Raw genomic sequence first — 25,301 nt, 5'->3', positions numbered from 1 at the left:
ACCCGTGTCCGACGACCGCGAGCTGTCCCGCCGCCTGACCGACCTCGCCCGTGCGACCGACGGTGTCAGCCACGTGTTCCCGGCGCAGTCGCTCGTGCAGGTCGCGGCCGACGCCGTCGCCGCCCAGCTGGAGATCCGCGACCCGGGCACGATGGTGGACGTGCACCGCGGCGGCGGTGCGGTGCGGATCACCGCCGAGGTCGCGGTCGACGGCGCCCGTCCGGCGACGGAGACCGTCCGCGAGGTCGGCGAACGCATCCGTTCCGTCGTGGACGCCGAGCCCGGCCCCCGCCCGGACACCATCACGGTCGTCGTGCGGCTCGTCGAGGACACCGTCGGGATCACGGCGGACGACGTCGCGGCCGACCTGGTCTGACGGCGGGCGCTGCTGCTGGACCGGTCGCGGCCGAGACCCACGGCTCGCTAGGGTCGGGCGCATGAGCATGGACCACGTCGATGTCGACTGGGAGCACGCCCGCGACACGAACCGCGCCAACTGGGACGACCGCGTGCCGATCCACGAGGGCGCCTACGGGCTCGACGCCTTCGCCGACCCGGCACACCGCTCGGACGTCGTCCGCCAGGACCTGCCCGTGCTCGCCGAGTGGCTGCCGGACGGGTCACTCGCCGGACTCGACCTCTGCCACCTGCAGTGCCACATCGGCACCGACACCGTCTCGCTCGCCCGGGAGGGTGCCCGCGTCACCGGCGTCGACTTCTCGCACCCGGCGCTGGTGTCCGCCGCCGCCCTGGCCGAGCGAGCCGGCGTCGACGTCACCTGGGTGGAGACCGACGTCCTCGACGCCCGGGCCGCGGTCGCCGGGGACTTCGACGTCGTCTACACGAGCATCGGCACGATCTGCTGGCTGGCGGACCTCGACCGGTGGGCGGCGCAGGTCGCCGGACTGCTCCGACCCGGCGGCGTCTTCTTCATCCGCGACGGCCACCCGGCCCTGTTCGCGCTCGACGAGGACGCCGACGAGCTGGTCACCCGGCACCGGTACTTCCCGGACGGCACCGCCCAGCAGTGGGACGACGCCAGCACCTACGCGGGCGAGGGCACGGTCGCGCGGACCCGGACCTACGAGTGGCCGCACCCGCTGTCCGAGATCGTGAACGCCCTGCTCGACGCCGGCCTGCGCCTCCGCCGACTCGACGAAGGCCGCACGCTGCCGTGGCGGTTCAGCCCGCGGATGGAGCAGGCGGCGGACGGCGACTGGGTCTGGCCCGCTGCGGACCGAGACCGCATCCCGACCACCTTCACCATCGTCGCCACCCGCGACTGAGCTGCCGGCAGGACCGCCCACCAGGCCACCCGCGGGCGCGACCCGTCCCACGAAAGTTTTCCGATCCTCCCGTCCGGCTTGTCCGGGCCACCCGCCCGTCCGTAGCGTCGACGGCGGACGCACGATGCGAGGGAGCATGCGATGACGGATGACCGGTTGCGGGTCGCGATGGTGGGCCACGGCTTCATGGGAGCCGCCCACTCACAGGCCTGGCGGGTCGCGCCGCGGTTCTTCCCGCTCGACCGCGAACCCGAGATGACCGTCGTCGTCGGACGCGACCCCGAGCGCACCGAGGCCGCCCGCGCCCGCTTCGGGTGGCAGCGTGCCGAGACCGACTGGCGCCGCGTCGTCGAGGACCCGGACATCGACGTCGTCGACGTCTGCTCGCCCGGCTCCTCGCACGTCGAGGTCGCGATCGCGGCCCTGGAGGCCGGCAAACACGTCCTCTGCGAGAAGCCGCTCGCCAACACCGTCGCCGAGGCGGAGGCCATGGTCGCCGCCGCCGAGTCGGCCGCCGCGCGCGGGATCCGCTCGATGGTCGGCTTCAGCTACCGGCGCGTCCCGGCCCTGGCGTTCGCCCGCCAGCTCGTGCAGGCCGGCCGGATCGGCGAGGTCCGTCACGCCCGCGCGCTCTACCTGCAGGACTGGCTCACCGACGCCGACGGTCCGATGACGTGGCGGTTGGACGCCTCGCTCGCCGGGTCCGGCTCACTCGGCGACATCGGCGCGCACGCCGTGGACCTGGTCGAACACATCACCGGCGCCACGCTCGCCTCCGTCAGCGGCACGCTCGAGACGTTCGTGCACGAGCGCCCGCTGCTCGCCGACGGTGTCGGCCTGTCCGGCACCGCCTCGGACCAGCGCGGACAGGTCACCGTCGACGACGCCGCCTGGTTCACGGGTCGACTGACGGGAGGCGCGGCTCGGCCGGGCGGGACCGTCGCCACGTTCGAGGCCACCCGGTACGCGACCGGGCGGAAGAACGGTCTGACGATCGAGATCAGCGGGTCGACCGGGGCGATCGCCTTCGACCTCGAGGCGATGAACGAACTCCGCGTGTACGACGCGACCGCGCCGGCGGGGGAGCAGGGGTTCCGCCGGATCCTCGTCACCGAGCCGGAGCACCCGTACATGGCGAACTGGTGGCCGACCGGGCACCCTATCGGCTACGAGCACACCTTCGTCCACGAGGTCGTCGACTTCGTCACCGCGATCACCGGCGGGCAACAGCCCGAGCCGTCCTTCGCCGTGGGGCTGCACGTGCAGGACGTCCTGGACGCCGTGCAGCGGAGCGCGGCCGACGGCAGCGCCTGGACCCCGATCCCCACCCGATGACCTTCCCTTCCCCCGATCCGCAAGGAGCACCTCCCGTGCAACGCCAGGCACTCGTCGTCCGCGGCGGTTGGGACGGGCACATGCCCGTCGAGACCACCGAGCTGTTCATCCCCTTCCTCCGCGAGCACGGGTTCGACGTCCGCGTCGAGGAGGGCACCGCCGTCTACGCCGACCAGTCCGTGATGGACACGATCGACCTCGTCGTGCAGGTGAACACCATGTCGACCATCGCGAAGGAGGAGTTCGACGGCCTGCAGCGCGCCGTCCTCGCCGGCACGGGAATGGCCGGCTGGCACGGCGGCATCGCGGACTCGTACCGGGACAACGCCGACTACCTCCACATGATCGGCGGCCAGTTCGCCCACCACGCGGGCAAACACCCGGACGAGCGGGTGGGCGAGCAGTCCGACAACTACATCCCCTACACGGTGCACGTCACCGACCTCGGCCGCGAGCACCCGATCATGCAGGGCATCGACGACTTCGACCTGGTCAGCGAGCAGTACTGGGTGCTCAGCGACGAGTACGACGACGTCCTCGCCACCACCACCCAGGAGGCCCGTGCCTGGGACGCGTGGAACCGTCCCGTGACCTCGCCCGCGATCTGGACCCGGCAGTGGGGCCAGGGGCGCATCTTCGTCTCGGCGCCCGGGCACCGGATCGAGATCGTCGAGTCGCAGCCGGTCCGCACCATCATCGAGCGCGGCCTGCTGTGGGCAGCCCGATGAGCGCCGGAGTCGAGGGTGTTGCCGCTGCTCGTGCCACCGCACCGCTGCGGGTCGGGATGGTCGGGGTCGGCAACATCAGCAAGCAGTACCTCGAGCAGTTCCCGTCGCTGCCGGACCTGCGGCTCACCGCGGTCGCCGACCTCGACACCGCCCGGGCAGCAGCCGTCGCCGACGAACAGGGTGTCCAGGCGCTCGGCGTCGACGAGCTGCTGGCGTCCCCGGACGTCGACGTCGTCCTCAACCTGACGATCCCCGCCGCCCACGCCGACGTCGCCACCCGGGCACTCGCCGCGGGCAAGCACGTCTACGGCGAGAAGCCGCTGGCCCTGACCACCGCCGAGGCCGAGCCGGTCCTCGCCGCCGCCCACGCGGCGGGCCTGCGGGTCGGCAGCGCCCCCGACACCGTGCTCGGCACCGGCATCCAGACCGCCCGCGCCGCGATCGACGCCGGCCGCATCGGCACCCCGGTCGCCGCCGCGGTGTCCTGGAGTGCTCCGGGCCACGAACTCTGGCACCCCGCACCCGGCTTCTACTACCAGCCGGGCGGCGGCCCGCTGCTCGACATGGGCCCGTACTACCTGACGAGCCTCGTCACGTTCTTCGGCTCCGTGGTGCGGGTCAGCGGCAGCACGACCCGGTCGACGCGGCAGCGGACGGTCGCCACCGGGCCGAACGCCGGGCAGGTCCTGCCGGTCGACGTGGACACGCACGTCGTCGCGGTCCTGGAACACGAGGACGGCGTCGTCTCCACGGTCACGCTGTCCTTCGAGGTGTGGGCGACCGAGTCCCCGCTGTTCGAGGTGCACGGCACCGCCGGATCGCTGTCGGTCGCCGACCCGAACCGGTTCTCGGACCCGACCCGCATCGCCACCGCCCAGGACCGGACCTTCCAGGAGCTCCCCGTCCTCGCCGGTCACCGCGACGCCGGGCGCGGGGTGGGCCTGGCCGACATGGCACGGGCGATCGCCTCGGGGGAGCCGCACCGGGCCTCCGGCGAGCTGGCGTTCCACGTGCTCGACGTCATGGAGTCGATCGCGACCGCGGGGCGGGAGCGAACCGTCGTCGAGGTGGCGAGTCGGGCCTCCCGGCCGGCGGCGGTACCGCTCGGGTAGCCGGCGCGCGGACTCGTGCGCGCCGCCGGCGGAGAGCACGGGCATGGTCAGCGAACGAGTCGGCGGAACGTGGCGGCCGCCGCTCGCCACCGATGACCCGTGCTGCTCGGCCCGCCGGATGTGGAGTCGGCCGTGCCTCCGTCGACCCGCGGAATGATCACGTAGCGTCCGGCGGCGTCTCGACTCAGCTGACGGTCCGTACCCTCCAACTTCTTCGCCATCTTCGCGGCGAGCTCGTGTGCGAGCCGCTTGGTCTCCTCGCTGTACTGGGTCATGGTCGTGAGCCCTCCCGTGGTGTCCCTGCCGATCCGTCGGACGCACCGACGTCGGTGATCAGGTTGATGGTCGTCACTGTCATGTCATCATCTCCCATACGAGTCCATCCCGCGTCGATCAGCCCGGTCAGAACGGCCATGCCCGTTCTGGACACGCTCTCCTCCTCGCTCACTGCCCGGTCGCACGCCCAGGCGAACCGGTCCCACCACCGCGCGAGTTCGTCCGCCCCGCACTTCTGCTCGCGGTCACGTGTCGAGTTGTGCAGAGCCACACCTGCTGCAGCGCCGGCCCCGATGACCGCCAGGCTGCCGCCGAACTCCGCAGCGGTGAGGAACGCGCCCCACCAGGTCGCGTCCGGGTGCCACGGTGGGATCGCCCGTGCCGTGCAGAAGCTGGCGACGACGGAGAGGCCTGTTGCCACCCACCATGCGGGACCGGTCCGGCAGGCCGTTGGCGCAGCGTCGTCGCGCGCTGCTGGGGCCGAGTGGGATCTCATCACCGACGAAGCTTCCCGCCGATGCGTTCTGGTCCACCCGTCGGGGCGCTGATCTGTGGACGGAGCGGCGAACTCCACAACTCGAGGTGCTCGCGTCCCCCGGCGGAGGCGCGGGAGCGACCGTCCCGATCAGGGTCGCGCCACGCGCCACGCGCCACGCGCCACGGGCCTCGCGCCACGGGCCTCGACCGCGCCTCGCGGGTCAGGAGAGGGACGTCGTCTCCGGCAGGAGCGTCCTCGCCGGCGCTCCGTGCTGCGGACGGAGCACGGCGTCGACCTGCTCGCGATCGAGGGCACCCTGCCACCGGGCCACGACGAGTGCCGCGACGCAGTTGCCGAGCAGGTTCACACTCACGCGCATCGAGTCCATGATCCGGTCCGCGCCGAGCAGCAACGCGACGCCGGCGACCGGGAAGAGCCCGAGGCTCGTCGCGGTGGCCGACAGGGCCAGGAAGGACGACCCCGGCACGCCCGCCATGCCCTTCGAGGTCAGCAGGAGCACCCCGAGGGCCGCGACCTGCTGCTCGAGGGTGAGCGGCACCCCGAACGCCTGGGTCAGGAAGAGCAGCGCGATCGACAGGTAGATCGCCGCGCCATCGAGGTTGAACGAGTAGCCGGTCGGGACCACGAGCCCGGCGACACTGCGGGAGACGCCGACGTCGGTGAGGCGCGTGATCATCCGCGGCAGCACGGCCTCGGTCGACGCGGTCCCGAGCGCCAGCCCGAACTCGGCACGCGTGTGCCAGACGAACCGCCAGACGGGGACGCCGGACAGGAGCTGCCCGACCACGAGGAGCAGCACGATGAACACCGCCGCAGCGGCGTAGCAGGCAGCGATCAACAGCCCGTACGAGCCGAGCGTCGCGACGCCGTACTGCCCGACCACGAACGCCATCGCACCGAAGGCGCCCAGCGGGGACAGCCGCATCACCCAGCCCAGGATCCGGTAGACGACCTCGAGGCACAGATCGAGTCCGCGCACCAACGGGCGGGTCCGCTCCGGCCCGATCGCCGCGATCGCGGCGCCGACGAACACCGCGAAGACGAGCACCTGCAGGATGTCGTTCGTCGCGAACGCGTTGACGACGCTGGACGGGATGAGGTCGAGGATGAACGTGCCGGCGTCCGGGATCTCCCCGCCGGCCGTCTTCGCCGTGACCGCAGAGGCGTCCAACGACGACGGGTCGATCCGGAGGTCTGCGCCCGGCCGGACCAGGTTCCCGACCAGCAGCCCGAACACGAGCGCGCACGTGGACGCGAGGACGAAGTACGTCATCGCCTTGCCCGCGATGCGTCCCACGGACCGCAGGTCACCGACGTGGACGATGCCGGTGACCACGACGATGAAGACCAGCGGTGCGATCACCATCTCGATCAGCCGGATGAACCCCTGACCGACGACGTTCAGCGCGGGCGCGGCGGACGGCGCGGTCACCCCGACGACGATGCCGAGGACCACCCCGATCGCGATCTGCACGAAGAGCGAGCGGTACCAGCGAGCGGGGGCACGTTCCGGTGTGGTGAGGTCCATGCCTCCACCCCAGCGTGGGCCCGTTTCGCCCGCGTTACGTCCGTGTTCCCACTCCGGGAACGGCACCGGCGACGGAACGGTGCCGGCGACGGAACGGCGCCGTCGGCGGAGCGGCGCCTCGGTCCGGTCGGGAGGCCCCGGGGCAGTGGGCGCGCTGGGACGGCCCGCTCGTCAGGTCGTCGCGCGCCTGATCAGGGTCTGCTGAACAGGTTCACGACGTTGCCGTCGGGGTCGCGCACCAGTGCGGAGCGGTTGCCCCACGGCATCGTGGTCGGCTCGAGGACGACGTCCTGGCTCCCGAGCTGCAGGTCGGCGAAGTCACGGTCGACGTCGGCGACCTCGAACTCGATGAACACCGATCGGTTGGTCGCCGGCACCAGGGCGCCGCCCAGCATCGCGACGGTCGCGGTGCTGGCGATGGCGAGGTGCGCGCCCGGCCCGCTGAACTGGGCGAAGACCGGCGCGGGACGCTCGGCCTGCTGTCCGGTGACGCGCTCGTAGAAGGCGACGAGGCCGTCGAGGTCGTCGGTGACGACGCGGATGGATGCGAACGACATGTGGTTCCTCCGGTGGTGCTGGTGCAGTGGGAGCATCAGCTTCACCGGGCGTCGCGACACCGTCCTGTCGGGGTTTCCCGGAACGTCCCCGGTGACGGATCGGTCGTCGGCGATCGATCAGCCGTCCGTGACGGATCAGTCGTCCATGACCGACCGGAGCCGTCCGTACGGGATCGCGAGCTCCTCTGGTCGGAGGGAGCGCTTCGGGGGTCGTTCGTCGGTGACCTCGACGGAGCGCATCCGGTCTCCCCGGAACGCCCGCACTCCGTCACGCAGCCGACACCAGGCGACCAGGTACCACTGTCCGTCCTTCTCGATGGACCCCAGCGGCTCGACGTCCCGGACGGACTCCGCCCCGCCGGCGTCCTGGTACCGCAACCGCACGACCCGGTCCGACCGGAGGGCCGCCGCGAACGCGGTCGGGACGACGGCGTCGTCGTCGCTCTCGAGGAAGTGCACCCGGGACGCGAGCGCACTGGCCCGCGCAGCATCGCCGTCGGGCATGACCGCGAGCACCTTCCGGGCAGCCGTGCGGGCCGACTGCCGGAACGGGCTGTGCTGGAGCCCGCCCAGTCCGATCAGCACCGCGAGCGCCTCGTCCAGCGTGAACCCCGCTGGGCCGAGCGTTGCCGAAGCGTCGATGACGTACCCGCCGGTGCGGCCGGGTTCCGCCCAGATCGGCAGGCCCGACTGCTGCAACGCGGCGAGGTCCCGCTCGATGGTCCGGACCGACACCTCGAACCGTTCCGCAAGGCGTCGAGCGCTCCGCGGACGCGGCGAGACCGCGCGCAACTCCTCGACGAGGCCGTACAGGCGGTCGGTCCGGTTCACCGGTCCATCATCCGACGGGTCGTCCTCGCCGCCGGCCGCGGCGCGGTTCGCGCTCAGCGACATGGCTCGGGCCGGCGAGGCCGCGTTCTGTCGCTGGGCGCGAAATCGGCGGGCGAGCGGGCGGGCGGCAGGCTGGCCGCGGGGGCCGGACAGCCGGGAGGCCCGTGGCGCGCTCCATTTGTTGGCATCTCAGACAAATGGTTGCGCGAAGCGCTTCGACGCTGTTAGCGTCGCCGTCGCGAGCCGATCGAAGCGCTTCACGAGCGCCGAGGATCGGCACGGAGGACACGACGGAGACGAGCACGAGGAGGTGCACACATGGTGACGATCCACGAGGTGGCGAAGGCCGCAGGCGTGTCGATCTCGACCGTCTCGTACGCCCTCTCCGGCAAGCGCAGCATCTCCGCCACGACCCGCGCGCGCATCGACCAGGCCGTCGCGGAGCTCGACTACCGGCCGAACGCCGGTGCACGCATGCTCGCCGGCGCCCGCACGAACATCCTCGCCCTGTCCGCCCCGATCCGGCAGGACGCGCACCTGCCGACGCACATGCGCTTCGTCACCGCGGTGGTCGAGGCGGCACGGGCCCACGACGACGACGTCTTGCTCCTGGCCCGCGACGACGAGGTCACCGGCATCCGCCGCGTGGTGGACAGCTCGCTGGTCGACGGGGTGGTCGTGCTCGGGGTCTCGACCGACGACGAGCGCGCCGAGGTCGTCCGTCGCTCGGGTGCCGCGGCCGCGTTCGTCGGCGTGCCGGGTGACACCACGGGCCTGAGCTGCATCGACCTGGACTTCGCCGAGGCCGGTCGTGCCTCGGTCCGTGCACTCGCCGCCGCCGGACACCGCAGCATCGGTGTGATCGGCCACCCCGCCACCTACGTCGAGCGGCACACCGGCTTCATCCGCCGTTTCGCCGACGCGTTCGAGGACGAGTGTCGGGCAGCCGGCATCGCCACCCTGGCGCTGTACCCGTCCCTCGACCGCGCCGACCAGCGTGCGGCGGCGGACGAGCTGCTCGCCGGGCTGCCGGACATGACCGCGCTCGTGTTCCACTGCAACGAGCCCGTCGTCGAGGCCGTCCTCGCGCACCTGGTGGCGCGGGGTGTCCGTGTCCCCGAGGACGTGTCCGTCGTGGCCGCCTGCGCGAGCTACGACACCGACCGGCTCGAGGTCCCCCTGTCCACCATCCCCCTCCCGCTCGAGGAGATGTGTCGCGGCGCCGTGGAGGACGCCGTCCGTCAGGTCGACGGTGCCCGCGAACCGGGCGTCACCCTCCTCCGACCGCGGTTCATCGACCGCGGGTCCATCCGACCGGTGCACTGACCGGCTTCGAACGGTCGACGGACACATCGGCCCGGCGTCTTCGTCGCTGCATTGTCGAAGCGCTTCGATTGTCCTGACCCAGCCCCATCACCCCCGACAAGCCATCACCACCGACAAGCCATCACCACCGACAAGCCAACCCCCCCCTACAAGGAAGTAGCGACATGAAGAAGTCACGCCTGCTCGGCGCACTCGCCGGGCTCGCCGCGACCGCCGTCGTCCTCACCGGCTGCTCGGCCGGCGGGAGCGCCGACGACCGCAGCAACGAGGACGGCAAGACGCTGAAGCTCTGGCACTTCGAGTCCGAGGACTCCGCCATGGGCAAGGCCTGGAAGGAGTCCATCAAGGTCTTCGAGAAGGAGACCGGCGCGAAGGTCGAGTTCCAGGAGAAGAGCTTCGAGCAGATCCGGAAGACGGCCAGCCAGTCGCTCAACTCCGACCAGGCCCCGGACCTCATCGAGTACAACAAGGGCAACGCGACCGCCGGCCTGCTCGCCAGCCAGGGCCTCCTCAGCCCGCTCGACGACGTCGTCAAGAAGTACGGATGGGACGACAAGCTCGCCAAGTCCCTGCAGACCACGGCCCGCTACGACGACAAGGGCGTGATGGGCTCCGGCTCCTGGTACGGCGTGCCCGACTACGGCGAGTACGTCGAGTTCTACTACAACAAGGAGCTGTTCCAGAAGTACGGCGTCCAGGTCCCGAAGACCCAGGCCGACCTCGAGCAGGCCATGGCCACGTTCGAGTCGAAGGGCGTCACCCCGCTCGCCGAGTCCGCCGCGGAGTACCCGCTCGGACAGCTCTGGTACCAGCTCGCCCTGTCGAAGGCGGACCGCGGCTGGGTCGACGACTACCAGCTCTACAAGAACCCGGTCGACTTCTCCGACAAGGAGATCTCGTACGCCACGAAGACGATCAAGGACTGGACGGACAAGGGCTACATCTCGTCCGACGCCACCGGCATGAAGGCCGAGGACGCGGGCACCGCCTTCATCAGCGGCAAGTACCCGATGTTCTTCTCCGGCTCGTGGTGGTACGGCCGCTTCACCACCGAGATGAAGCAGGACTGGGGAACCTTCCTGTACCCGGGCGCCGAGATGTCGCCGGGCTCCTCGGGCAACCTCTGGGTCGTCCCGACCAAGGCGAAGAACAAGACCCTCGCCGAGAAGTTCATCGACATCACCCTCCGTCCCGACATGCAGGCGATCATCGGCAACAACGGTGGCGTGCCGGTCGCGGCGAAGGAGTCGGACATCACGGACGCGAAGAGCAAGGAGCTCATCGCGAACTTCAACACCCTGACCGAGCGTGACGGTCTCGGGTACTACCCCGACTGGCCCACGTCGACGTTCTACGACCAGCTGAACGCCGGTCTGCAGAGCGTCCTCAACGGCAGCAGCTCGCCGAAGCAGGTCAACGAGGAACTCGGCCAGCAGTACGCCGACGGCGTCAAGGCCGTCACCGGCTGACCCCGGCTCACCGGCCCCGGACGCCGACGTGGTCGACGCGGTCGACCCGACAGACCCGGCCATCCCGGGCGCGCCCCGCTCAGCAATGACGCGAAGCGTCATGCGGGGCGCGCCGACCGAGCCTGCGAGGGAGGACGGTGCGCGTCCGACCCGCACCGCGCCTCCCGGCCCCCTCACCCGCTCCACCCCACTCCCCGGAAGGGAAGCCCGACGATGGCGTCCAGTCCTCCGATCGCGCCGCTCCGCGGCCGCGTCCCCCGCCCCCGCCGCCGCGACGACGGCGCGATCATGCCCGCCTCCGGCCGCGGCAGCTACTGGTTCTACCTGCTCCCCGGCTTCGTCCTGCTGGCCGCGATCATCCTCGTGCCGCTCGGCTGGAACGTGTACCTGTCGTTCACGAACTACCGCGGGATCCTGCCGCCGCAGTTCACCGGGCTGGACAACTGGCGCCGGCTGATGGCGGACGGGCAGTTCTGGATCTCGTTCCGGAACAGCATCGTGATGATCCTGGCGATGGTGATCGTGCCGACCAGCCTGGGCCTCGTCCTGGCCGCCGCGCTGTTCGACGTGATCGGCAAGAAGTTCGGCGGCAAGCTCGCCAGCTTCCTCCGCGCCACGTACTACCTGCCGCAGATCCTGCCCGCGGTGATCGCCGCGATCGTCATCGGGTGGATCCTCCGCCCGGAGAACGGTGCGCTCAACGCGGTGCTCGGCGCGGTCGGGCTCGACGGTCTGCAGCACAACTGGCTCGGCAGCCCGGACACCGCCCTGCTCTCCGTCGCGGTCGTGCTCGTCTGGGTGCAGATCGGCTACCCGGTCGTCGTGTTCATGGCGGCCCTGCAGCGCGTCGACCCGGAGCTGTACGAAGCGGCCGAGCTCGACGGCGCGAACTGGTTCCAGCGTTTCCGTTCCATCACGGTGCACATCATCCGGCCGGAGATCTTCGTCGTCGTGCTCACCTGCACGATCGCCGCGCTCAAGGTGTTCGGCCCCGTGTACGCCCTCACCGGCGGCGGCCCCGGCAACGCGACCATCGTGCCGAGCTACTACTCGTACAGCCAGTTCTTCCAGGCGCAGCAGGTCGGGTACGGCGCGACCATCGCCACCGCGCTGACCGTCGTGATCGTCATCGTCGCCATCGGCTTCATCGCCGCCCAGACCCGGGCCGAACGCAAGGAGGAGGCACGATGACCGTGTCCGCACCCGACACCAGGGCGACCGTCACGGCGGACGCGGGGCGGGCCTCCCGTCCGACGGCGAAGCCGCGCAAGCGCCCCGGCGAGGGCGGGCGCAAGCGGCCGTCCGACTGGGTCGTGCTCGCCGGCGGGATCGTCATCGCGGTGCTCATCGCCGCGCCGTTCCTGCTCATCCTGCTCAACTCGTTCAAGACGCCCGCGGACTACGCGGCCGGCGGCCCGCTCGCCTGGCCGACGCAGCTGTCGTTCGACGGCATCACCACGTTCTGGAACCGGGTCGACTTCCCGCTGAAGCTCTGGAACAGCGTGTTCATCAGCGGGATGGTGGCGCTGCTCGCGGTGCTCATCTCGATCCTCAACGCCTTCGCGATCGGCATCGGCCGGGTCCGCTACCGCACCTGGATCGTGGTGCTGTTCATGCTCGCGAACATGCTGCCGCAGGAGGTCCTGCTCTACCCGCTCTACATGATGTTCAAGGGCATCGGGCTGTACGACAACGTGTGGAGCGTCATCATCGTCTTCACGGTGATCCAGTCCGCGTTCGGCACCTACCTGCTGTCGAGCGTCTACGGCACCTTCCCGAAGGAGATCCTGGAGGCCGCCGCCCTCGACGGCGCCGGACGCTGGCGGGTGCTCTGGCGGGTCATCGTGCCGATCAGCCGCCCGACCCTGTCGGTCCTGCTCATCTTCTTCTTCATCTGGACGTGGAACGAGTTCCTCATCCCGCTGACCTTCCTGGTCAGCAACGACAACCAGACGGTCCCCGTCGCGATCTCCCTGCTGCAGGGCGACCGGCTGATGGACGTCACCACCACGAGCGCGTCGGCCCTGCTCGGCCTCATCCCGACGCTCGTGTTCTTCCTCATCTTCCAGCGCACCCTCGCGCGCGGCATCACGGCAGGAGCGGTCAAGTAATGAAGTTCACCGACGGGTTCTGGCAGCTCAGGCCCGGAGTCCACCCCGTGTACGCCGCGGAGGCGTACGACATCGACGCGCGGACCTCGCCGGAGGGTGACCGTCTGGTCGTCACCGCCCCGACGAAGGTCATCGCGTCGCGGGGCGACACCCTCAACCGTCCGACGCTCACCGTCTCGCTGTCGAGCCCGATGGAGGGCGTGGTGACGGTCCGCGTCGAGCACTTCCGAGCACCCCGCCCGGAGCTGTCGTTCGACCTGGTCGGGAAGGAGGCCGGGCACGGGTCCGCCACGGTCGCCGACGGTGTCGGGACCCTCACCTCCGGCGACCTGTCGGCCGTCGTCACGCCCGGGGCGCCGTGGGACCTGCGGTTCGTGGCGACCGACGCGGGCGGCACCGAGCGCGTGCTCACCGGCTCCGGACACAAGTCGCTCGGGTACGTCACCCTCGACCCCGGCGCCGAGGTGTCCCGCGGTGTCGTCGGCAACGCCCGCGTCCAGGGCGCGGATGCTCCGACGTCCGACCGGTTCGTGCACGCGCAGCTCGACCTGGGCGTCGGGGAGCTCGTGTACGGCCTCGGCGAACGGTTCGGGCCGCTCGTGAAGAACGGGCAGGCCGTCGACATCTGGAACGCCGACGGTGGCACGTCGAGCGAGCAGGCGTACAAGAACGTGCCCTTCTACCTGACGAACCGCGGGTACGGCGTGCTCGTCGACCACCCCGGACACGTCTCGTTCGAGGTCGGGTCCGAGACCGTCGAGCGGGTGCAGTTCTCGGTGCCGGGGGAGTCCCTGGTGTTCCACGTCATCGGCGGTGGCAGCCCGGCGGCGGTCCTCGAGCGCTACACCGCCCTGACCGGCCGTCCGGCGCAGGTGCCGGCGTGGTCGTACGGACTGTGGCTGTCGACCTCGTTCACCACGGACTACGACGAGGCCACCGTGACCTCGTTCGTCGACGAGATGGCCGCCCGTCGGCTGCCGGTCTCGGTGTTCCACTTCGACTGCTTCTGGATGCGGGAGTTCACCTGGTGTGACTTCGAGTGGGACCCCCGGGTGTTCCCGGACCCCACCGGCATGCTCGGACGGCTGCACGACAAGGACCTGCGGGTCTGCGTCTGGATCAACCCGTACATCGGGCAGGCGTCGACGCTGTTCGACGAGGCCGCCGAGGCCGGGTACCTGGTCCGGAACCCCGACGGCACGGTCTGGCAGTGGGACCTCTGGCAGGCCGGCATGGGGCTCGTCGACTTCACCAACCCGGATGCGACCGCCTGGTACCAGTCGAAGCTCCGCGCACTCGTCGACCAGGGCGTCGACTGCTTCAAGACCGACTTCGGCGAACGGATCCCGCTCGACGTCGTCTACGCCGACGGCAGCGACCCCGAGCGGATGCACAACTGGTACACGCAGCTGTACAACCAGGCCGTGTTCGGGGTGCTGCAGGAGACCAAGGGTCCGGGTGACGCCGTCGTCTTCGCGCGCTCGGCGACCGCCGGCGGTCAGCAGATGCCGGTGCACTGGGGCGGGGACAACACCTCGTCGTTCCCGTCGATGGCGGAGACCCTGCGCGGCGGCCTGTCCCTCGCACTGTCCGGCTTCGGTTTCTGGTCGCACGACATCGGCGGTTTCGAGGGCACCCCGGACCCCGCGGTGTTCAAGCGCTGGGTGCAGTTCGGTCTGCTGTCGTCGCACAGCCGGTTCCACGGCAGCAGCTCCTACCGGGTGCCGTGGGCCTTCGACGAGGAAGCGGTCGACGTCACCCGGGCGTTCACCGAACTGAAGCTCCGACTCATGCCGTACCTGTACGCGGCCGGGCTCGAGGCATCGGCGCGGGGCCTGCCGGTGATGCGCCCGATGCCGCTGGCGTTCCCCGACGACCCGACCGCCGCGTACTGCGACCGGCAGTACCTGCTCGGCCCGGACCTGCTCGTCGCGCCGGTGTTCAGCGAGTCCGGCGACGTCGAGTACTGGCTGCCCGCTGGATCGTGGACGAACTGGTTCACCGGCGAGGTCGTCACCGGCGGGGTCTGGCGGCGCGAGCGGCACGGGTTCGACACCCTGCCGCTCTGGGTCCGCGAGGGCGCGGTCCTGCCGCTGTCCACCCGCACCGACCGGCCGGACCACGACTACCACGAGGCGCTCGAGTTCCGGGCGTTCCCGGGTGCCGGGGGAGCGGGCTCGCGGGAGGTCGTCGTGACGTCCCCGGACGGCCGCGCGGTCACGTACCCGGTGTCGTTCGCGGCGGACGGCACGGTCACCTCCGCCTGACGCGCGTTCGCCCGTTCGCCCGTTCGCGCTGAGCGACAGCCCTCGCGGCCTGGACCACGAGCGCTGTCGCTCAGCGCGAACCGCGCGGACAGCCCGCGCCACCCGCCAGCGCGGGCCGCACTACGCTGGCGGGACGGACGATCGGAGCGGACATGTCGGAGGCGAGCGCTGCCTCCCGTCCGGTGCGCACCACGGACGTCGTCCGCCGCCGCAACCTGGCCCGGGTCCTGCGCCTCGTCCACGAGCGCGGGCCGATGCCCCGCTCGGCGCTCACCCGCGAGACCGGCCTGAACCGCTCGACGGTCGCCGCCCTGGTCGGTGAGCTCGTCGACCTCGGCCTCGTCGTCGAGGGGGACGCCCCACCCGCGACCGGCGTCGGCCGCCCGAGCGCCACCGTGTCCGCGTCCGCCCAGGTCGTCGCACTCGGCATCGTGCCCGAGATCGACGCCGTGACCCTGGCGGTCATCGGCCTCGACGGCACCGAGCACGAACGCCGGACCGTCCGCACCACCTCGGTCTCGACGCCCGGCGAGGCCCTCGCCATCGCCACCGACCTCGTCGCCGCGGCCACCGATCAGCAGCGGGACGCGGGCCGTCGGGTCGTCGGCATCGCGGTGTCCGTCCCCGGGATCGTCCGCGTCGGCGACGGCGTCGTCCGGTACGCCCCGCACCTGGCCTGGCGCGACGAGGCCTTCGCCGCACCCCTCGCCGAGCGCACCGGCCTGCCCGTCCGCGCCGCGAACGACGCGAACCTCGGCGTCACGGCCGAGTTCCTCTACGGCGCCGGCCGCGGCGCCACGGACGTCGTCTACGTCAACGGCGGCGCGAGCGGCATCGGTGGCGGGATCATCACCGGCGGGCGGCCCCTCGCCGGTGCCGCCGGGTACGCGGGGGAGCTCGGCCACACCTTCGTCGCCGCGAACGGCATCCGCTGCCACTGCGGTGCCGTCGGGTGCCTGGAGACCGAAGCCTCGCAGGCCGCACTGCTCGACGCGGCGGGGCTCGGGATCGACGAGGCCGACCGACTCGGCGACGTCCTGGCCGACGGGCCCGCACCGGCTCTCGCCGCGGTCGTCGACCGGCAGGTCACCGCGCTCGCCGTCGCGATCCGCAACGTCGTGCACACCGTGAACCCGGACGTCGTCGTCCTGGGCGGGTTCCTCGGCACGCTGCTCCGGCACGTCGGGACCCGGCTCGAGGACGCGGTCCGCGCGCAGACGATGACGGCGATGGGCGAGGACCTGCGGATCGTGCCGGCGGAACTCGTCGGCAGCGTGCTGTTCCGCGGTGCGGCCGAGCTGGCGTTCGCGTCGGTCCTGGCCGACCCCACGGCTGGCTGAGGCCGCCGGCGCCGGTCGCCGGTCGCGGCGGACGGGAGGCTCGGCACCGGACCGCGGGGGAGCCTCCAGGCCGGTGGGTGGCCGGGTGGGATCGCGGACGCCCGCCGCCGTTCGGGTCAGGGGCGGGCGTCCACGGCCTGCGCGTGCCTCCGGGAGTGGCAGGCGCGTGTCGTCGCTCCACGAGGTCAGGGTCCCTCGCGTGCCCTTCGGCAGGGCGACTGGATGGACGCTACGCCGTCCGTCCGGACTGTGTACAGACAGCGCCGAACGGATCCTCCGGTTGGCTGGTCCGCCGGCGTGCAGCGGTGTCCCTCAGCCGGCGCGACGTCGGCGCGGTGCAGCGGATCGGGGTGGTGCTTCGCGGAGCCGCGTCCCCACCTGTCCGAGGATCCGCGCGAGTGACTCGGTGTCGTCATCGGACAGGGACGCGAAGAGGAGCTCCCGCACCAGGGCGATGTGACCCGGGAACACGGCGGACAGGACCTCGCGGCCGGCGTCGGTGATCGTGACCACGACCCGTCGTTCGTCCTCGGGGGACGGCGCCCGTGAGACGAGTCCGCGTTGGTCGAGCAACTGCGCCTGGTACGTCAGACCGCTCCGGCTGTAGACGACGCCGTCGGCGAGGTCGGTCATGCTCCGGCTGCCGCTCGGGTCGTCGCCGAGGCGGGCGAGCAGTTGGAACTGCACGTAGCTGAGCGCGCCGACGTCCTTGAGCTGTTTCTCGACCGCCGGACGGAGGAGGGCGCTGACCTCGGTGAAGGACAGGTAGGCCGACAGTTGGGCGGCAGTCAGGGCGGAAGGCACAGATCGATCCTACCTGTTGCTTCGACTTCGAAGCAGTGGTACGTTCTCCAACAAGTGCTTCGAACTCGAAGCAACCGGCATCACCAACGGAAAGGAAACGATCATGCGTGCAGTCCAGTTCTCCGAGGTCGGCGGACCCGAGGTGCTCCGTGCCGTCGACGTCGAGCAGCCCGTGCCGGCCGCCGGTCAGGTGCGGATCCACGTCGCCGCGTCGGCGTTCAACGCGGCCGACAACGGGATGCGGGCCGGCTTCCTGCCGATCCCCGTCGTCCTGCCGCACGTCCCCGGCTACGACGTCTCCGGCACGGTCGACGCCGTGGGGGCCCGGGTCGACGGCCTCGCCGTGGGTGACCAGGTCATCGGGTTCCTGCCGATGGAACGCGACGGTGGCGCCGCCGAGTACGTGGTCGCCCCCGCGGAGGCCCTCGTCGCCGCCCCGACGAGCATCCCGCTCGCCGACGCCGCCGCGCTGCCCTCGGTGGCGCTCACCGCATGGCAGGCGCTGGTGGACGACGGTGGACTCGCGGCGGGTCAGCGACTGCTGGTCGTCGGCGCGGGTGGTGTCGTCGGGAAGTGCGCCGTGCAGCTCGCGAAGCAGATCGGCGCGCACGTCATCGCGACCGCCAGCCCCAGCAGCGCCGACGCCGTCCGGGCTGCCGGCGCGGACCAGGTCATCGACCACACCACGACGGACCTGCTCGATGCCGTCGGTGAGCCCGTCGACCTCCTCCTCAACCTGGCGCCGATCGACCCCGAGGAGTTCACGCGCTTGGTCACCCTCGTCCGTGACGGTGGCGCCGTCGTGAGCACCACGGCGTGGATGGCAGCCCCGGACGATGCTGCCCGCGGAGTCCGGTCGGCCGTCGTCTTCGTCCTGCCGAACCGCGATCGCCTGGCGCGACTCGTGTCGATGGTGGACGCGGGCGCGCTGCACGTCGAGGTCACCCGGCGGATCCCCCTCGCCGAGCTGCCGGCACTGCACGCCGAGGCGAGTGCCGGTCGGGTCGCCGGCAAGGTCATCGTCCTGCCCTGAGCCCGCCCGCCCACGGTGCTGGCCCCGGTGTCGAGGCTGCGGTCAGCGGCCGCGCCACCACGCATGCGTGCGCCCGCGGTTCCGCCAGTCCGTCCGCAGCCGGCGGGCCCACCGCCGCGGCGGCGAGCCCCGCCGGCCGTTCACCCGGAACGTGTGGAACGCACGCCGGGCACGTCGGACGGCGGACGGGAGGCTCGCGAACGGTCGCGCGGACACCCGCACCGTGAGTGCGGGGTCGGCGATCACCCGCCACTCCGGGTCGAACTGCATGCTCAGGTCGATGTCGTCGTGCACCTCGGGGTCATCGCGGTGCACCCGGTCGCGGACCGCGAGCCACGTCGACCGGCGGAGGGCCATCGCGGACCCGAACAGCGGCGGGCGGGAGAGAGCGCCGCGCATGAGCACGAAGTACGGCCGCATGTAGAGGACCGGCCAGACGACCCGTACGAGTGCGCCGGCGTCGGACGGCCGGCCGGGCCCGGTGACGGCGACGACGTCCGGGTCCTCGAGCAGGTCGAGGGCGGTGGCGATCCAGTGCGGCGGTGGCACGGAGTCCGCGTCGAGCCGGACGATGACGTCACCCTGGGCGGTGTCGTACCCGCGGGACGAGGCCCGGGCGATCCCGCGGACCGGTTCGGTGCAGACGACGGCGCCGGCTGCCCGGGCCACGGTCACGCTGTCGTCGGAGCTGCCGTTGTCGACGACGACCACCTCGTCAGCGGGCCGGGTCTGTGCCTCCAGGGCTGACAGACAGCGGCGGAGGTGCGCGGCGTCGTCCAGCACGGGGACCACGACGGACACGGACGGCATGGCTCGAGCCAACCCGAGCGCCGCTGTGAGGGGTGTCCGTTTCGCTCCTGCTCTGGCGTTCCGGGGAGGGTGCGCACGGGATCCGCGCAGATCGGCGTTCCTGGAACCCGTCCCAGAGGTCCCCGCGCAGGTTCAGGTCCAACGCAGCGGGTGCACCGCCCGCCGCGACGAGAAGACCGGAAGGCCGACCATGACCACGAACCCACCCGGGAACGACTCCGGGACGCCCATCCACGACGCCACGGCTGCCGCCGAGGGTCACGAGACCCACCCCGGCGTCACGGTCCCGTCCTACGCGAGCGGCACGCCCGTCGAGCGCCCCACCGGATTCGACGACCTCGAGCCGTTGGACGCCATCCCCGCCGACGAGCAGCTGCCCGCCGGCACCGTCCCCGCCGGCAGCCTGACCGCGACCGGCAGCGGCACCAGCAGCGCGTCCGGCAGCAGCGACCCCGCCGACTCCGGTTCCGGCAGCACCGACTCCGGCAGCTCGGGCGGCGGCAAGGCCGACGCCGCCAAGAGCGCCGCATCGGACGTCGCCGGCGATGCCAAGGAGCAGGCGGCGAACGTCGCCGGCACCGCCAAGGAGCAGGCTGCGAACGTCGCCTCCGAGGTGTCGGACCACGCACGACAGCTCTTCGGCCAGGCGTCCGGCACGCTCAAGGACCAGGCCGCCGACCAGCAGCAGAAGGCCGCCAGTGGTCTCCGCACGATCGGCGACCACCTCGGCAAGATGGCCGACAACGACGACGAGCAGGGCCTGGCGGCGAAGGTCGTCCGCGACCTGTCGAACCGTGCCGGGTCCGTCGCCGGGTACCTCGAGGGCCGCGACCCGGGCTCCCTCGTCGACGAGGTGAAGTCGTTCGCCGCACGTCGTCCAGGCACCTTCATCGCGATCGCCGCCGGCGCGGGCATCTTCGCCGGTCGTCTCGCGAAGGCGCTGACGACGGAGATCAAGCACGAGAAGGAAGCCGAGGCGACCGGCACGACCGGCACCGGCACCGGCGCGACCGGCACCGGCACCGGCACGACCGGCACCACCGGGACGGGGCCGCTCGTATGACCGATCCGTTCCCCGGTGCGACCGGTCGGACGGTGCCCGGGCAGCCGAGCGCCGAGGAGCGCGCGGCGTCGACGCCCCTCGGCGAGCTCCTCTCCGAGGTGTCCCGTGACCTCTCCACCCTCTTCCGGCAGGAGGTCGCGCTCGCCAAGGCCGAGCTGACCGACTCCGCGAAGAAGGCGGGCAAGGGCGCGGGCGTGTTCGGCGGCGCCGGCGTCGCGGGGCTCTTCGCCCTGCTGTTCCTGTCGATCGCCGCCTGGTGGGGGCTCGGGTACCTCATCGGCAACGCGTGGTCCGCCGTGGTCATCGCCGTGGTCTACGCCGTCGTCGCCGCGATCCTCGCGATGCGCGGACGCAAGGAGATCAAGCAGATCGACGGCGCCCCCCAGACGGTCGCGACCGTCAAGGAAGTCCCCGAGACACTCAAGCCCAACACCGGGAGGAACTGATGAGCACCCCAGACGAGATCCGCGCCGACATCGAGCGCACCCGTGGAGAACTCGGTTCGGACGTCGACGCCCTCGCCGACAAGGTGAACCCGTCCGCCATCGCCCACCGCCAGACCGAGAAGGTCAAGGGCCGCTTCCAGGACGTCCGCGAGTCCGTGATGGGCGCCGCCGGCAGCGCCCGCGACTCCGTGATGGGCGCCGCCGACTCGGCACGCTCGAGCGTCTCGGGCTCGGGATCGAGCGCCGCGGGCTCCGTGAAGGACACCGCGTCGCGCGGCGTCGAGAAGGCGAAGGGCAACCCGCTCGCCGTCGGCCTCATCGCCTTCGGTGTCGGCTGGCTCGCGTCGTCGCTCCTGCCCTCCTCCACGAAGGAGGAGGAGCTCGCCGGTGAGCTGAAGGACAAGGCCGCTCCGCTCGTCGACAAGGCGAAGGAGCAGGCGAAGGACGCCGGCGCCCCGCTCCTCGACGCCGCCAAGGAGCACGCGCAGGACCTCACGGGCACCGCGCGGGACGCGGCGCAGACGGTCAAGGACGAGGCGCAGGGCGCCGCGTTCGACGTGCAGGACAACGCGCGGTCGTCCGCGGACGACGTCCGCAACGCCTGAACACGTCGGCACTGACGTCAGCACCTGACGGACGGGAGGCCCGGGACCAGCTGGTCCCGGGCCTCCCGTCCGTCTCGTGCACCGTCCACCGCGCCCTCCGGCGCACCTGAGGCGCCGGTCGTCGCCCACGGAGCAGGGTGGAGCCATGTCCGACACCCCAACCACCGCCGTCCTGTTCGACATCGACGGCACCCTGGCCGACTCGAACTACGCCCACATCGACGCCTGGTGGCGGGCCTTCCGCGCGGCGGGGGAGTCCGTCGACGCCTGGCGCATCCACCGGGCGATCGGCATGGACTCGTCGAAGCTGCTCGAGTCGCTGCTGCCGGACGCCTCCGAGGAGACCCGGGACACCGCGAAGCAGTTCCACACCGCCTTCTACTCCGAGCACATGCCGCAGCTGCGCCTGCTGCCGGGTGCGCGCGACCTGCTCGAGGCGGTCGCCGGCCGCGGGCACGCCGTGGTCCTGGCGACCAGTGCCCCGCAGAACGAGCTCGACCGGCTGCTCGAACTCCTCGACGCCGAGCAGTGGATCGCCGCCGTCACGAGCAGCGAGGACGTCGAGCAGGCGAAGCCGGACCCCGGGATCATCGAGGTCGCGCTGCAGAAGGCCGGGGTCGACGCGGACCACGCCGTGATGGTCGGCGACGCGATGTGGGACGTCGAGTCGGCGGAGCGCGTCGGCGTGACGTGCATCGGCGTGATGACCGGCGGGATCGGCGGCGACGAGCTGCGCGGTGCGGGTGCCGCGGCGGTCTATGACGACGCGGCGGCGCTGCTCGAGGACATCGACGGCAGCCCGATCGGTCCGCTCGGCTGACGCTGCCCGTCCCACGGCGCCGTGTCGGCCGGAGCGCGCACCGGCGTGTGGGCGCCGTCGTCGGTCCGTGTCAGGATGGACGACCGTGATCACCATCGAGCGCGTGCCCTGGGAAGACCCGCGCGGAGTCGCACTCCGCGCGACCATGGACGAGGAGATGCACGAGCGCTACGGCGACGGGAACCCCGGTGAAGCCCCCGAGGTCTCGGCCGAGCGCAGCCGCGTGCTGTCCGTCGACCCGAGCACCGTCGTGACGTCCCTGCTCGCCGTCGACGAGGACGGGACGGTCCTCGGCCACATCGCCGTCCGACGGCTCGGGGACGAGATCGAGCTGAAGCGCCTCATCGTCCTGGCCGCCGCCCGGGGCAAGGGCGCCGCCACCGCGCTCCTGGACGAGTGCGCCCGGGTCGGCCGCGAGCAGGGGGCCAGCCGTCTGATCCTGCAGACCGGTGACAAGCAGCCCGAGGCCGTGGCACTGTACGAGAAGACCGGGTGGGACCGCATCGACGTGTACGAGCCGTACGCCGAGACGATGCCGTGGTCGTACTGCTTCGCGAAGGGGATCTGACTCAGACGTCACTGGGAGTTCACCACCGGTGAATTGCACTCTTGCAGAAGGAGTGCAAGTATCACCCGGTGACCACCGCTGAACGCACCCGTGCCCTCCGGCGCAGCATGGTGTCCGAAGCGCGCCGCGCGGTCGTCGACGGCGGGCTGCAGGGCTTCACCATCGAGCAGCTCTGCGAGCGCGTCGGCGTCTCCCGCCGCACCTTCTTCAACCACTTCGCGTCGAAGGAGGACGTGGTCCTCGGCATCGAGCTCAACGCCGACACCGCACTGCTCGCCGCGTACGCCGAGGGCACCGTCGTCCCGACGACCCTGGCTCCGCTGCCGTCCGTCATCGCGCTCATCATCGAGCAGCTGCACGTCGCCGGCATCGACCGCGCCGACGAAGCCCTGGTGCGCCACGTCTTCGAGCGTGAGCCGGCGCTGACCGCCCGGTTCCTCTCCGCCACGGACACGCAGATCCAGAAGGTCGCCGACGCCGTCCGCCAGCGCTTTGCCTGGCACGACCCCGACGACCCGCGCGCCCGGCTGGTGGCCGAGGCCGCCGTCGGGGTCATCCGGGTCAGCGCCGGCACCTACTTCGCCGACGACTTCGACGAGGCGTCCGGACCCCGGTTCGACGAGCTCCTCGACACCAACCTCCGTCTCATGACGGAAGCCATCACCATCCCCGCCCAGGAAGGCACCTCATGAGCGCATCCGCGCCGAGCACCACCCGCCGGGGTCGCCAGCAGGCCGACGGGCCGCTGCTCCTGACCCAGCGCCGCATCTGGATCATCTTCTCGGCGCTCATCGCCGGGATGCTGCTGTCCAGCCTCGACCAGACCATCGTCTCGACCGCCATGCCCACGATCGTCGGCGAGCTCGGCGGCGTCGCACACCAGGCGTGGATCACGACCGGGTACCTGCTTGCGTCGACGATCGTGATGCCGATCTACGGCAAGTTCGGTGACGTCATCGGTCGCCGCAACCTGTTCCTCGTCGCCATCGCCCTGTTCACGCTGGCGTCCCTCGGCTGTGCACTGTCGACCGACTTCTGGCAGTTCGTGGTCTTCCGCGCCCTGCAGGGCCTGGGCGGCGGCGGGCTCATGATCCTGTCGCAGGCGATCATCGCCGACATCGTGCCGGCCTCGCAGCGCGGCAAGTACCTCGGCCCGCTCGGTGCGATCTTCGGCCTGTCCGCGGTCGGTGGCCCGCTGCTCGGCGGGTTCTTCGTCGACCACATGACCTGGAACTGGGCGTTCTGGATCAACATCCCGGTCGGCATCGCGGCCTTCGCCGTCGCGTGGTTCGCCCTGACGCTGCCGAGCAAGAAGGCGACGAAGCGGATCGACGTGCTGGGTGTCGCCCTGCTGTCCGCCACCACCGCGTGCCTGGTGTTCTTCACCGAGTTCGGCGGCAACCGCCAGCACGGCTGGGGTGCGCCCGAGACGTGGGCGTGGGGTGCCGGCTTCCTCGTCGCGGCCGCGTCGTTCGTGCTCGTCGAGTCGCGGGCGCAGGACCCGATCATCCCGCTGTCGTTCTTCCGCAACCGCACGTTCGTCATCGCGACCGCCATCGGCTTCGTGCTCGGTCTCGGCATGTTCGCCGCGATCGGCTTCGTGCCGACGTTCCTGCAGATGGCCTCGGGCACGTCCGCCGCGGTCTCCGGGCTGCTGATGCTGCCGATGATGGTCGGCCTGATCGGCACCTCGATCCTGTCCGGCACGCTCATCACGAAGACCGGCCGGTACCGCGCGTTCCCGATCATCGGCACGATCGTGGTCGGCATCGCGATGCTCGGCATGACCTCGCTGGCCGCGAGCACCCCGATCTGGCTGATCTGCGTCTACCTGTTCGTGTTCGGCGCCGGCCTGGGCCTGATCATGCAGGTCGTGGTCCTGGTCGCGCAGAACGCCGTACCGCCCGAGCAGGTCGGTACCGCCACCTCGACGAACAACTACTTCCGCGAGGTCGGCGCCTCCCTCGGCGTCGCCGTCTTCGGTGCGCTCTTCACGTCCCGGCTGACCGATGCGCTGACCGACGTCTTCCGCGGTGCCGGGGGCAGCGCGACCGACGCGGCCAGTGCCAGCTCGAGCATCGACCCGACCTCGCTGTCGAAGCTGCCGCAGGCGGTGCAGGACGGCATCGTGAACGCGTACGCCGACTCGCTGTCGCCGGTGTTCTGGTACCTGCTGCCGTTCATCGCTGCCGCGCTCGTGCTCGCGCTCTTCATCCCGCAGATGCAGCTGGCTGACGTCGCCGGCATGGTCGCCCGTGGTGAGGCGGTCGGTGGCGACGAGGCCGACGCGCTCGAGCGGGCACGACGGGACGGCACGGCTCCGGCCGCGGCCCAGCCTGACGCGACGCAGCCCGAGGCCCGCCAGCCGGACGCACCCGCGCCGGTGGGCTCGCCGACGGGATCGGTGTCGACCACCCGGCACGACGAGTAGTCGCGACCAGGTGACGGACGGGAGGCGCGGTGCCAGCGGGTGCCGCGCCTCCCGTC

The 25,301-nt window shown here is 71.5% G+C and carries 26 protein-coding genes; 19 read left to right on the top strand and 7 right to left on the bottom strand.

Annotation, left to right across the window (positions count from 1 at the left end; translation table 11 throughout):
• Positions 1–4: 4 nt before the first annotated feature.
• The 5 genes from SOM35_RS00220 to SOM35_RS00200 all read left to right on the top strand — a co-directional run bounded on the left by SOM35_RS00220 (position 5) and on the right by SOM35_RS00200 (position 4,461).
• On the top strand, positions 5–376 hold the full coding sequence (locus tag SOM35_RS00220) for a hypothetical protein (RefSeq protein ID WP_320513810.1): 372 nt from the start codon (positions 5–7) through the stop codon (positions 374–376).
• Between the two features lie 61 nt (positions 377–437).
• On the top strand, positions 438–1,286 hold the full coding sequence (locus tag SOM35_RS00215) for a class I SAM-dependent methyltransferase (RefSeq protein WP_320513809.1): 849 nt from the start codon (positions 438–440) through the stop codon (positions 1,284–1,286).
• Between the two features lie 141 nt (positions 1,287–1,427).
• The gene (locus SOM35_RS00210; RefSeq protein ID WP_320513808.1) at positions 1,428–2,621 is read left to right on the top strand and encodes a Gfo/Idh/MocA family protein; all 1,194 of its coding nucleotides are present in this window, start codon (positions 1,428–1,430) and stop codon (positions 2,619–2,621) included.
• Positions 2,618–3,349 (top strand): ThuA domain-containing protein, encoded by a 732-nt coding sequence (locus tag SOM35_RS00205; protein WP_111075115.1) that lies wholly within the window; start codon positions 2,618–2,620, stop codon positions 3,347–3,349. The genes SOM35_RS00210 and SOM35_RS00205 overlap by 4 nt, the downstream gene beginning before the upstream one ends.
• Positions 3,346–4,461, top strand: a complete 1,116-nt coding sequence (locus SOM35_RS00200; protein WP_320513806.1) for a Gfo/Idh/MocA family protein — start codon at positions 3,346–3,348, stop codon at positions 4,459–4,461. Before SOM35_RS00205 ends, SOM35_RS00200 begins: the two co-directional genes overlap by 4 nt.
• 47 nt (positions 4,462–4,508) lie before the next feature.
• On the opposite strand, the gene SOM35_RS00195 is transcribed toward SOM35_RS00200, so the two are convergent.
• The 5 genes from SOM35_RS00195 to SOM35_RS00175 all read right to left on the bottom strand — a co-directional run bounded on the left by SOM35_RS00195 (position 4,509) and on the right by SOM35_RS00175 (position 8,152).
• Positions 4,509–4,736: a hypothetical protein gene (locus SOM35_RS00195; protein ID WP_320513804.1), complete on the bottom strand. Its 228-nt coding sequence runs from the start codon at positions 4,734–4,736 to the stop codon at positions 4,509–4,511.
• Positions 4,733–5,158 (bottom strand): hypothetical protein, encoded by a 426-nt coding sequence (locus SOM35_RS00190; protein WP_320513803.1) that lies wholly within the window; start codon positions 5,156–5,158, stop codon positions 4,733–4,735. The genes SOM35_RS00195 and SOM35_RS00190 overlap by 4 nt, the downstream gene beginning before the upstream one ends.
• Before the next feature lie 277 nt (positions 5,159–5,435).
• A complete protein-coding gene (locus SOM35_RS00185) occupies positions 5,436–6,764 on the bottom strand; it encodes a cation:dicarboxylate symporter family transporter (protein ID WP_320513802.1) in 1,329 nt (442 codons plus the stop codon).
• 191 nt (positions 6,765–6,955) lie between these two features.
• Positions 6,956–7,321, bottom strand: coding sequence for a VOC family protein (locus SOM35_RS00180; RefSeq protein ID WP_320513801.1), 366 nt, complete (start codon positions 7,319–7,321; stop codon positions 6,956–6,958).
• A gap of 135 nt (positions 7,322–7,456) precedes the next feature.
• Positions 7,457–8,152: a helix-turn-helix transcriptional regulator gene (locus SOM35_RS00175; RefSeq protein WP_320513800.1), complete on the bottom strand. Its 696-nt coding sequence runs from the start codon at positions 8,150–8,152 to the stop codon at positions 7,457–7,459.
• Between the two features lie 318 nt (positions 8,153–8,470).
• On the opposite strand from SOM35_RS00175, the gene SOM35_RS00170 reads away from it, so the two are divergent.
• The 6 genes from SOM35_RS00170 to SOM35_RS00145 all read left to right on the top strand — a co-directional run bounded on the left by SOM35_RS00170 (position 8,471) and on the right by SOM35_RS00145 (position 16,665).
• Positions 8,471–9,478 (top strand): LacI family DNA-binding transcriptional regulator, encoded by a 1,008-nt coding sequence (locus SOM35_RS00170; protein ID WP_111076341.1) that lies wholly within the window; start codon positions 8,471–8,473, stop codon positions 9,476–9,478.
• A 164-nt stretch (positions 9,479–9,642) separates the two neighbouring features.
• Positions 9,643–10,947 carry an ABC transporter substrate-binding protein gene (locus SOM35_RS00165; RefSeq protein WP_320513799.1) on the top strand — a complete coding sequence of 435 codons (1,305 nt, stop codon included), beginning with the start codon at positions 9,643–9,645 and terminating at the stop codon, positions 10,945–10,947.
• A gap of 288 nt (positions 10,948–11,235) precedes the next feature.
• Positions 11,236–12,138, top strand: coding sequence for a carbohydrate ABC transporter permease (locus tag SOM35_RS00160; RefSeq protein ID WP_181439372.1), 903 nt, complete (start codon positions 11,236–11,238; stop codon positions 12,136–12,138).
• Entirely contained in the window at positions 12,135–13,058 is a 924-nt protein-coding gene (locus tag SOM35_RS00155; protein WP_111076344.1) for a carbohydrate ABC transporter permease, read from the top strand. Before SOM35_RS00160 ends, SOM35_RS00155 begins: the two co-directional genes overlap by 4 nt.
• Positions 13,058–15,325 carry an alpha-xylosidase gene (gene yicI / locus SOM35_RS00150; protein WP_320513794.1) on the top strand — a complete coding sequence of 756 codons (2,268 nt, stop codon included), beginning with the start codon at positions 13,058–13,060 and terminating at the stop codon, positions 15,323–15,325. Before SOM35_RS00155 ends, yicI begins: the two co-directional genes overlap by 1 nt.
• A 152-nt stretch (positions 15,326–15,477) precedes the next feature.
• On the top strand, positions 15,478–16,665 hold the full coding sequence (locus tag SOM35_RS00145; RefSeq protein ID WP_320513793.1) for an ROK family transcriptional regulator: 1,188 nt from the start codon (positions 15,478–15,480) through the stop codon (positions 16,663–16,665).
• A 312-nt stretch (positions 16,666–16,977) separates the two neighbouring features.
• On the opposite strand, the gene SOM35_RS00140 is transcribed toward SOM35_RS00145, so the two are convergent.
• Entirely contained in the window at positions 16,978–17,469 is a 492-nt protein-coding gene (locus SOM35_RS00140; protein WP_320513792.1) for a MarR family winged helix-turn-helix transcriptional regulator, read from the bottom strand.
• Between the two features lie 103 nt (positions 17,470–17,572).
• Here SOM35_RS00140 and SOM35_RS00135 point away from each other — a divergent pair, with 103 nt between their 5' ends.
• Positions 17,573–18,502 carry an NADP-dependent oxidoreductase gene (locus SOM35_RS00135; protein ID WP_320513791.1) on the top strand — a complete coding sequence of 310 codons (930 nt, stop codon included), beginning with the start codon at positions 17,573–17,575 and terminating at the stop codon, positions 18,500–18,502.
• Between the two features lie 42 nt (positions 18,503–18,544).
• Here SOM35_RS00135 and SOM35_RS00130 read toward each other — a convergent pair whose 3' ends face one another.
• Complete coding sequence (locus tag SOM35_RS00130; RefSeq protein WP_320513790.1) at positions 18,545–19,312, bottom strand: glycosyltransferase family 2 protein; 768 nt, start codon at positions 19,310–19,312, stop codon at positions 18,545–18,547.
• A 190-nt stretch (positions 19,313–19,502) separates the two neighbouring features.
• Between SOM35_RS00130 and SOM35_RS00125 the strand changes: the two genes are divergently transcribed.
• The 7 genes from SOM35_RS00125 (at position 19,503) to SOM35_RS00095 (ending at position 25,245) form a co-directional block, all read left to right on the top strand.
• Positions 19,503–20,375 carry a hypothetical protein gene (locus SOM35_RS00125; RefSeq protein WP_320513789.1) on the top strand — a complete coding sequence of 291 codons (873 nt, stop codon included), beginning with the start codon at positions 19,503–19,505 and terminating at the stop codon, positions 20,373–20,375.
• Positions 20,372–20,821, top strand: coding sequence for a phage holin family protein (locus SOM35_RS00120; RefSeq protein WP_320513788.1), 450 nt, complete (start codon positions 20,372–20,374; stop codon positions 20,819–20,821). The genes SOM35_RS00125 and SOM35_RS00120 overlap by 4 nt, the downstream gene beginning before the upstream one ends.
• Positions 20,821–21,426, top strand: coding sequence for a DUF3618 domain-containing protein (locus SOM35_RS00115; protein ID WP_320513787.1), 606 nt, complete (start codon positions 20,821–20,823; stop codon positions 21,424–21,426). The genes SOM35_RS00120 and SOM35_RS00115 overlap by 1 nt, the downstream gene beginning before the upstream one ends.
• Positions 21,427–21,571: 145 nt before the next feature.
• A complete protein-coding gene (locus SOM35_RS00110) occupies positions 21,572–22,246 on the top strand; it encodes an HAD family hydrolase (protein ID WP_320513786.1) in 675 nt (224 codons plus the stop codon).
• Positions 22,247–22,331: 85 nt separating this feature from the next.
• The gene (locus SOM35_RS00105) at positions 22,332–22,814 is read left to right on the top strand and encodes a GNAT family N-acetyltransferase (protein WP_253466549.1); all 483 of its coding nucleotides are present in this window, start codon (positions 22,332–22,334) and stop codon (positions 22,812–22,814) included.
• Positions 22,815–22,882: 68 nt separating this feature from the next.
• Complete coding sequence (locus SOM35_RS00100) at positions 22,883–23,506, top strand: TetR/AcrR family transcriptional regulator (RefSeq protein ID WP_320513784.1); 624 nt, start codon at positions 22,883–22,885, stop codon at positions 23,504–23,506.
• Entirely contained in the window at positions 23,503–25,245 is a 1,743-nt protein-coding gene (locus SOM35_RS00095) for an MDR family MFS transporter (RefSeq protein WP_320513783.1), read from the top strand. The genes SOM35_RS00100 and SOM35_RS00095 overlap by 4 nt, the downstream gene beginning before the upstream one ends.
• Positions 25,246–25,301 lie beyond the last annotated feature (56 nt).

Source organism: Curtobacterium sp. CFBP9011 (genome assembly GCF_034045095.1).
In the GTDB taxonomy this organism is placed as follows: Bacteria; Actinomycetota; Actinomycetes; order Actinomycetales; family Microbacteriaceae; genus Curtobacterium.
The sequence above is the reverse complement of the archived record's forward strand: the minus strand, read 5'-3'. Positions and strand labels throughout refer to the sequence as shown.

What these genes read in the sequence shown, in the direction of transcription:
- SOM35_RS00185 (WP_320513802.1), bottom strand. Translation starts at nt 6,764, where the DNA reads ATGGACCTCACCACACCGGAACGTGCCCCCGCTCGCTGGTACCGCTCG.
- SOM35_RS00130 (WP_320513790.1), bottom strand. Translation starts at nt 19,312, where the DNA reads ATGCCGTCCGTGTCCGTCGTGGTCCCCGTGCTGGACGACGCCGCGCAC.
- SOM35_RS00210 (WP_320513808.1), top strand. Translation starts at nt 1,428, where the DNA reads ATGACGGATGACCGGTTGCGGGTCGCGATGGTGGGCCACGGCTTCATG.
- SOM35_RS00115 (WP_320513787.1), top strand. Translation starts at nt 20,821, where the DNA reads ATGAGCACCCCAGACGAGATCCGCGCCGACATCGAGCGCACCCGTGGA.
- SOM35_RS00160 (WP_181439372.1), top strand. Translation starts at nt 11,236, where the DNA reads ATGCCCGCCTCCGGCCGCGGCAGCTACTGGTTCTACCTGCTCCCCGGC.
- SOM35_RS00165 (WP_320513799.1), top strand. Translation starts at nt 9,643, where the DNA reads ATGAAGAAGTCACGCCTGCTCGGCGCACTCGCCGGGCTCGCCGCGACC.
- SOM35_RS00155 (WP_111076344.1), top strand. Translation starts at nt 12,135, where the DNA reads ATGACCGTGTCCGCACCCGACACCAGGGCGACCGTCACGGCGGACGCG.
- SOM35_RS00120 (WP_320513788.1), top strand. Translation starts at nt 20,372, where the DNA reads ATGACCGATCCGTTCCCCGGTGCGACCGGTCGGACGGTGCCCGGGCAG.
- SOM35_RS00135 (WP_320513791.1), top strand. Translation starts at nt 17,573, where the DNA reads ATGCGTGCAGTCCAGTTCTCCGAGGTCGGCGGACCCGAGGTGCTCCGT.
- SOM35_RS00200 (WP_320513806.1), top strand. Translation starts at nt 3,346, where the DNA reads ATGAGCGCCGGAGTCGAGGGTGTTGCCGCTGCTCGTGCCACCGCACCG.
- SOM35_RS00170 (WP_111076341.1), top strand. Translation starts at nt 8,471, where the DNA reads ATGGTGACGATCCACGAGGTGGCGAAGGCCGCAGGCGTGTCGATCTCG.
- SOM35_RS00125 (WP_320513789.1), top strand. Translation starts at nt 19,503, where the DNA reads ATGACCACGAACCCACCCGGGAACGACTCCGGGACGCCCATCCACGAC.
- SOM35_RS00180 (WP_320513801.1), bottom strand. Translation starts at nt 7,321, where the DNA reads ATGTCGTTCGCATCCATCCGCGTCGTCACCGACGACCTCGACGGCCTC.
- SOM35_RS00215 (WP_320513809.1), top strand. Translation starts at nt 438, where the DNA reads ATGAGCATGGACCACGTCGATGTCGACTGGGAGCACGCCCGCGACACG.
- SOM35_RS00095 (WP_320513783.1), top strand. Translation starts at nt 23,503, where the DNA reads ATGAGCGCATCCGCGCCGAGCACCACCCGCCGGGGTCGCCAGCAGGCC.
- SOM35_RS00145 (WP_320513793.1), top strand. Translation starts at nt 15,478, where the DNA reads ATGTCGGAGGCGAGCGCTGCCTCCCGTCCGGTGCGCACCACGGACGTC.
- SOM35_RS00205 (WP_111075115.1), top strand. Translation starts at nt 2,618, where the DNA reads ATGACCTTCCCTTCCCCCGATCCGCAAGGAGCACCTCCCGTGCAACGC.
- SOM35_RS00110 (WP_320513786.1), top strand. Translation starts at nt 21,572, where the DNA reads ATGTCCGACACCCCAACCACCGCCGTCCTGTTCGACATCGACGGCACC.
- SOM35_RS00195 (WP_320513804.1), bottom strand. Translation starts at nt 4,736, where the DNA reads ATGACCCAGTACAGCGAGGAGACCAAGCGGCTCGCACACGAGCTCGCC.
- yicI (WP_320513794.1), top strand. Translation starts at nt 13,058, where the DNA reads ATGAAGTTCACCGACGGGTTCTGGCAGCTCAGGCCCGGAGTCCACCCC.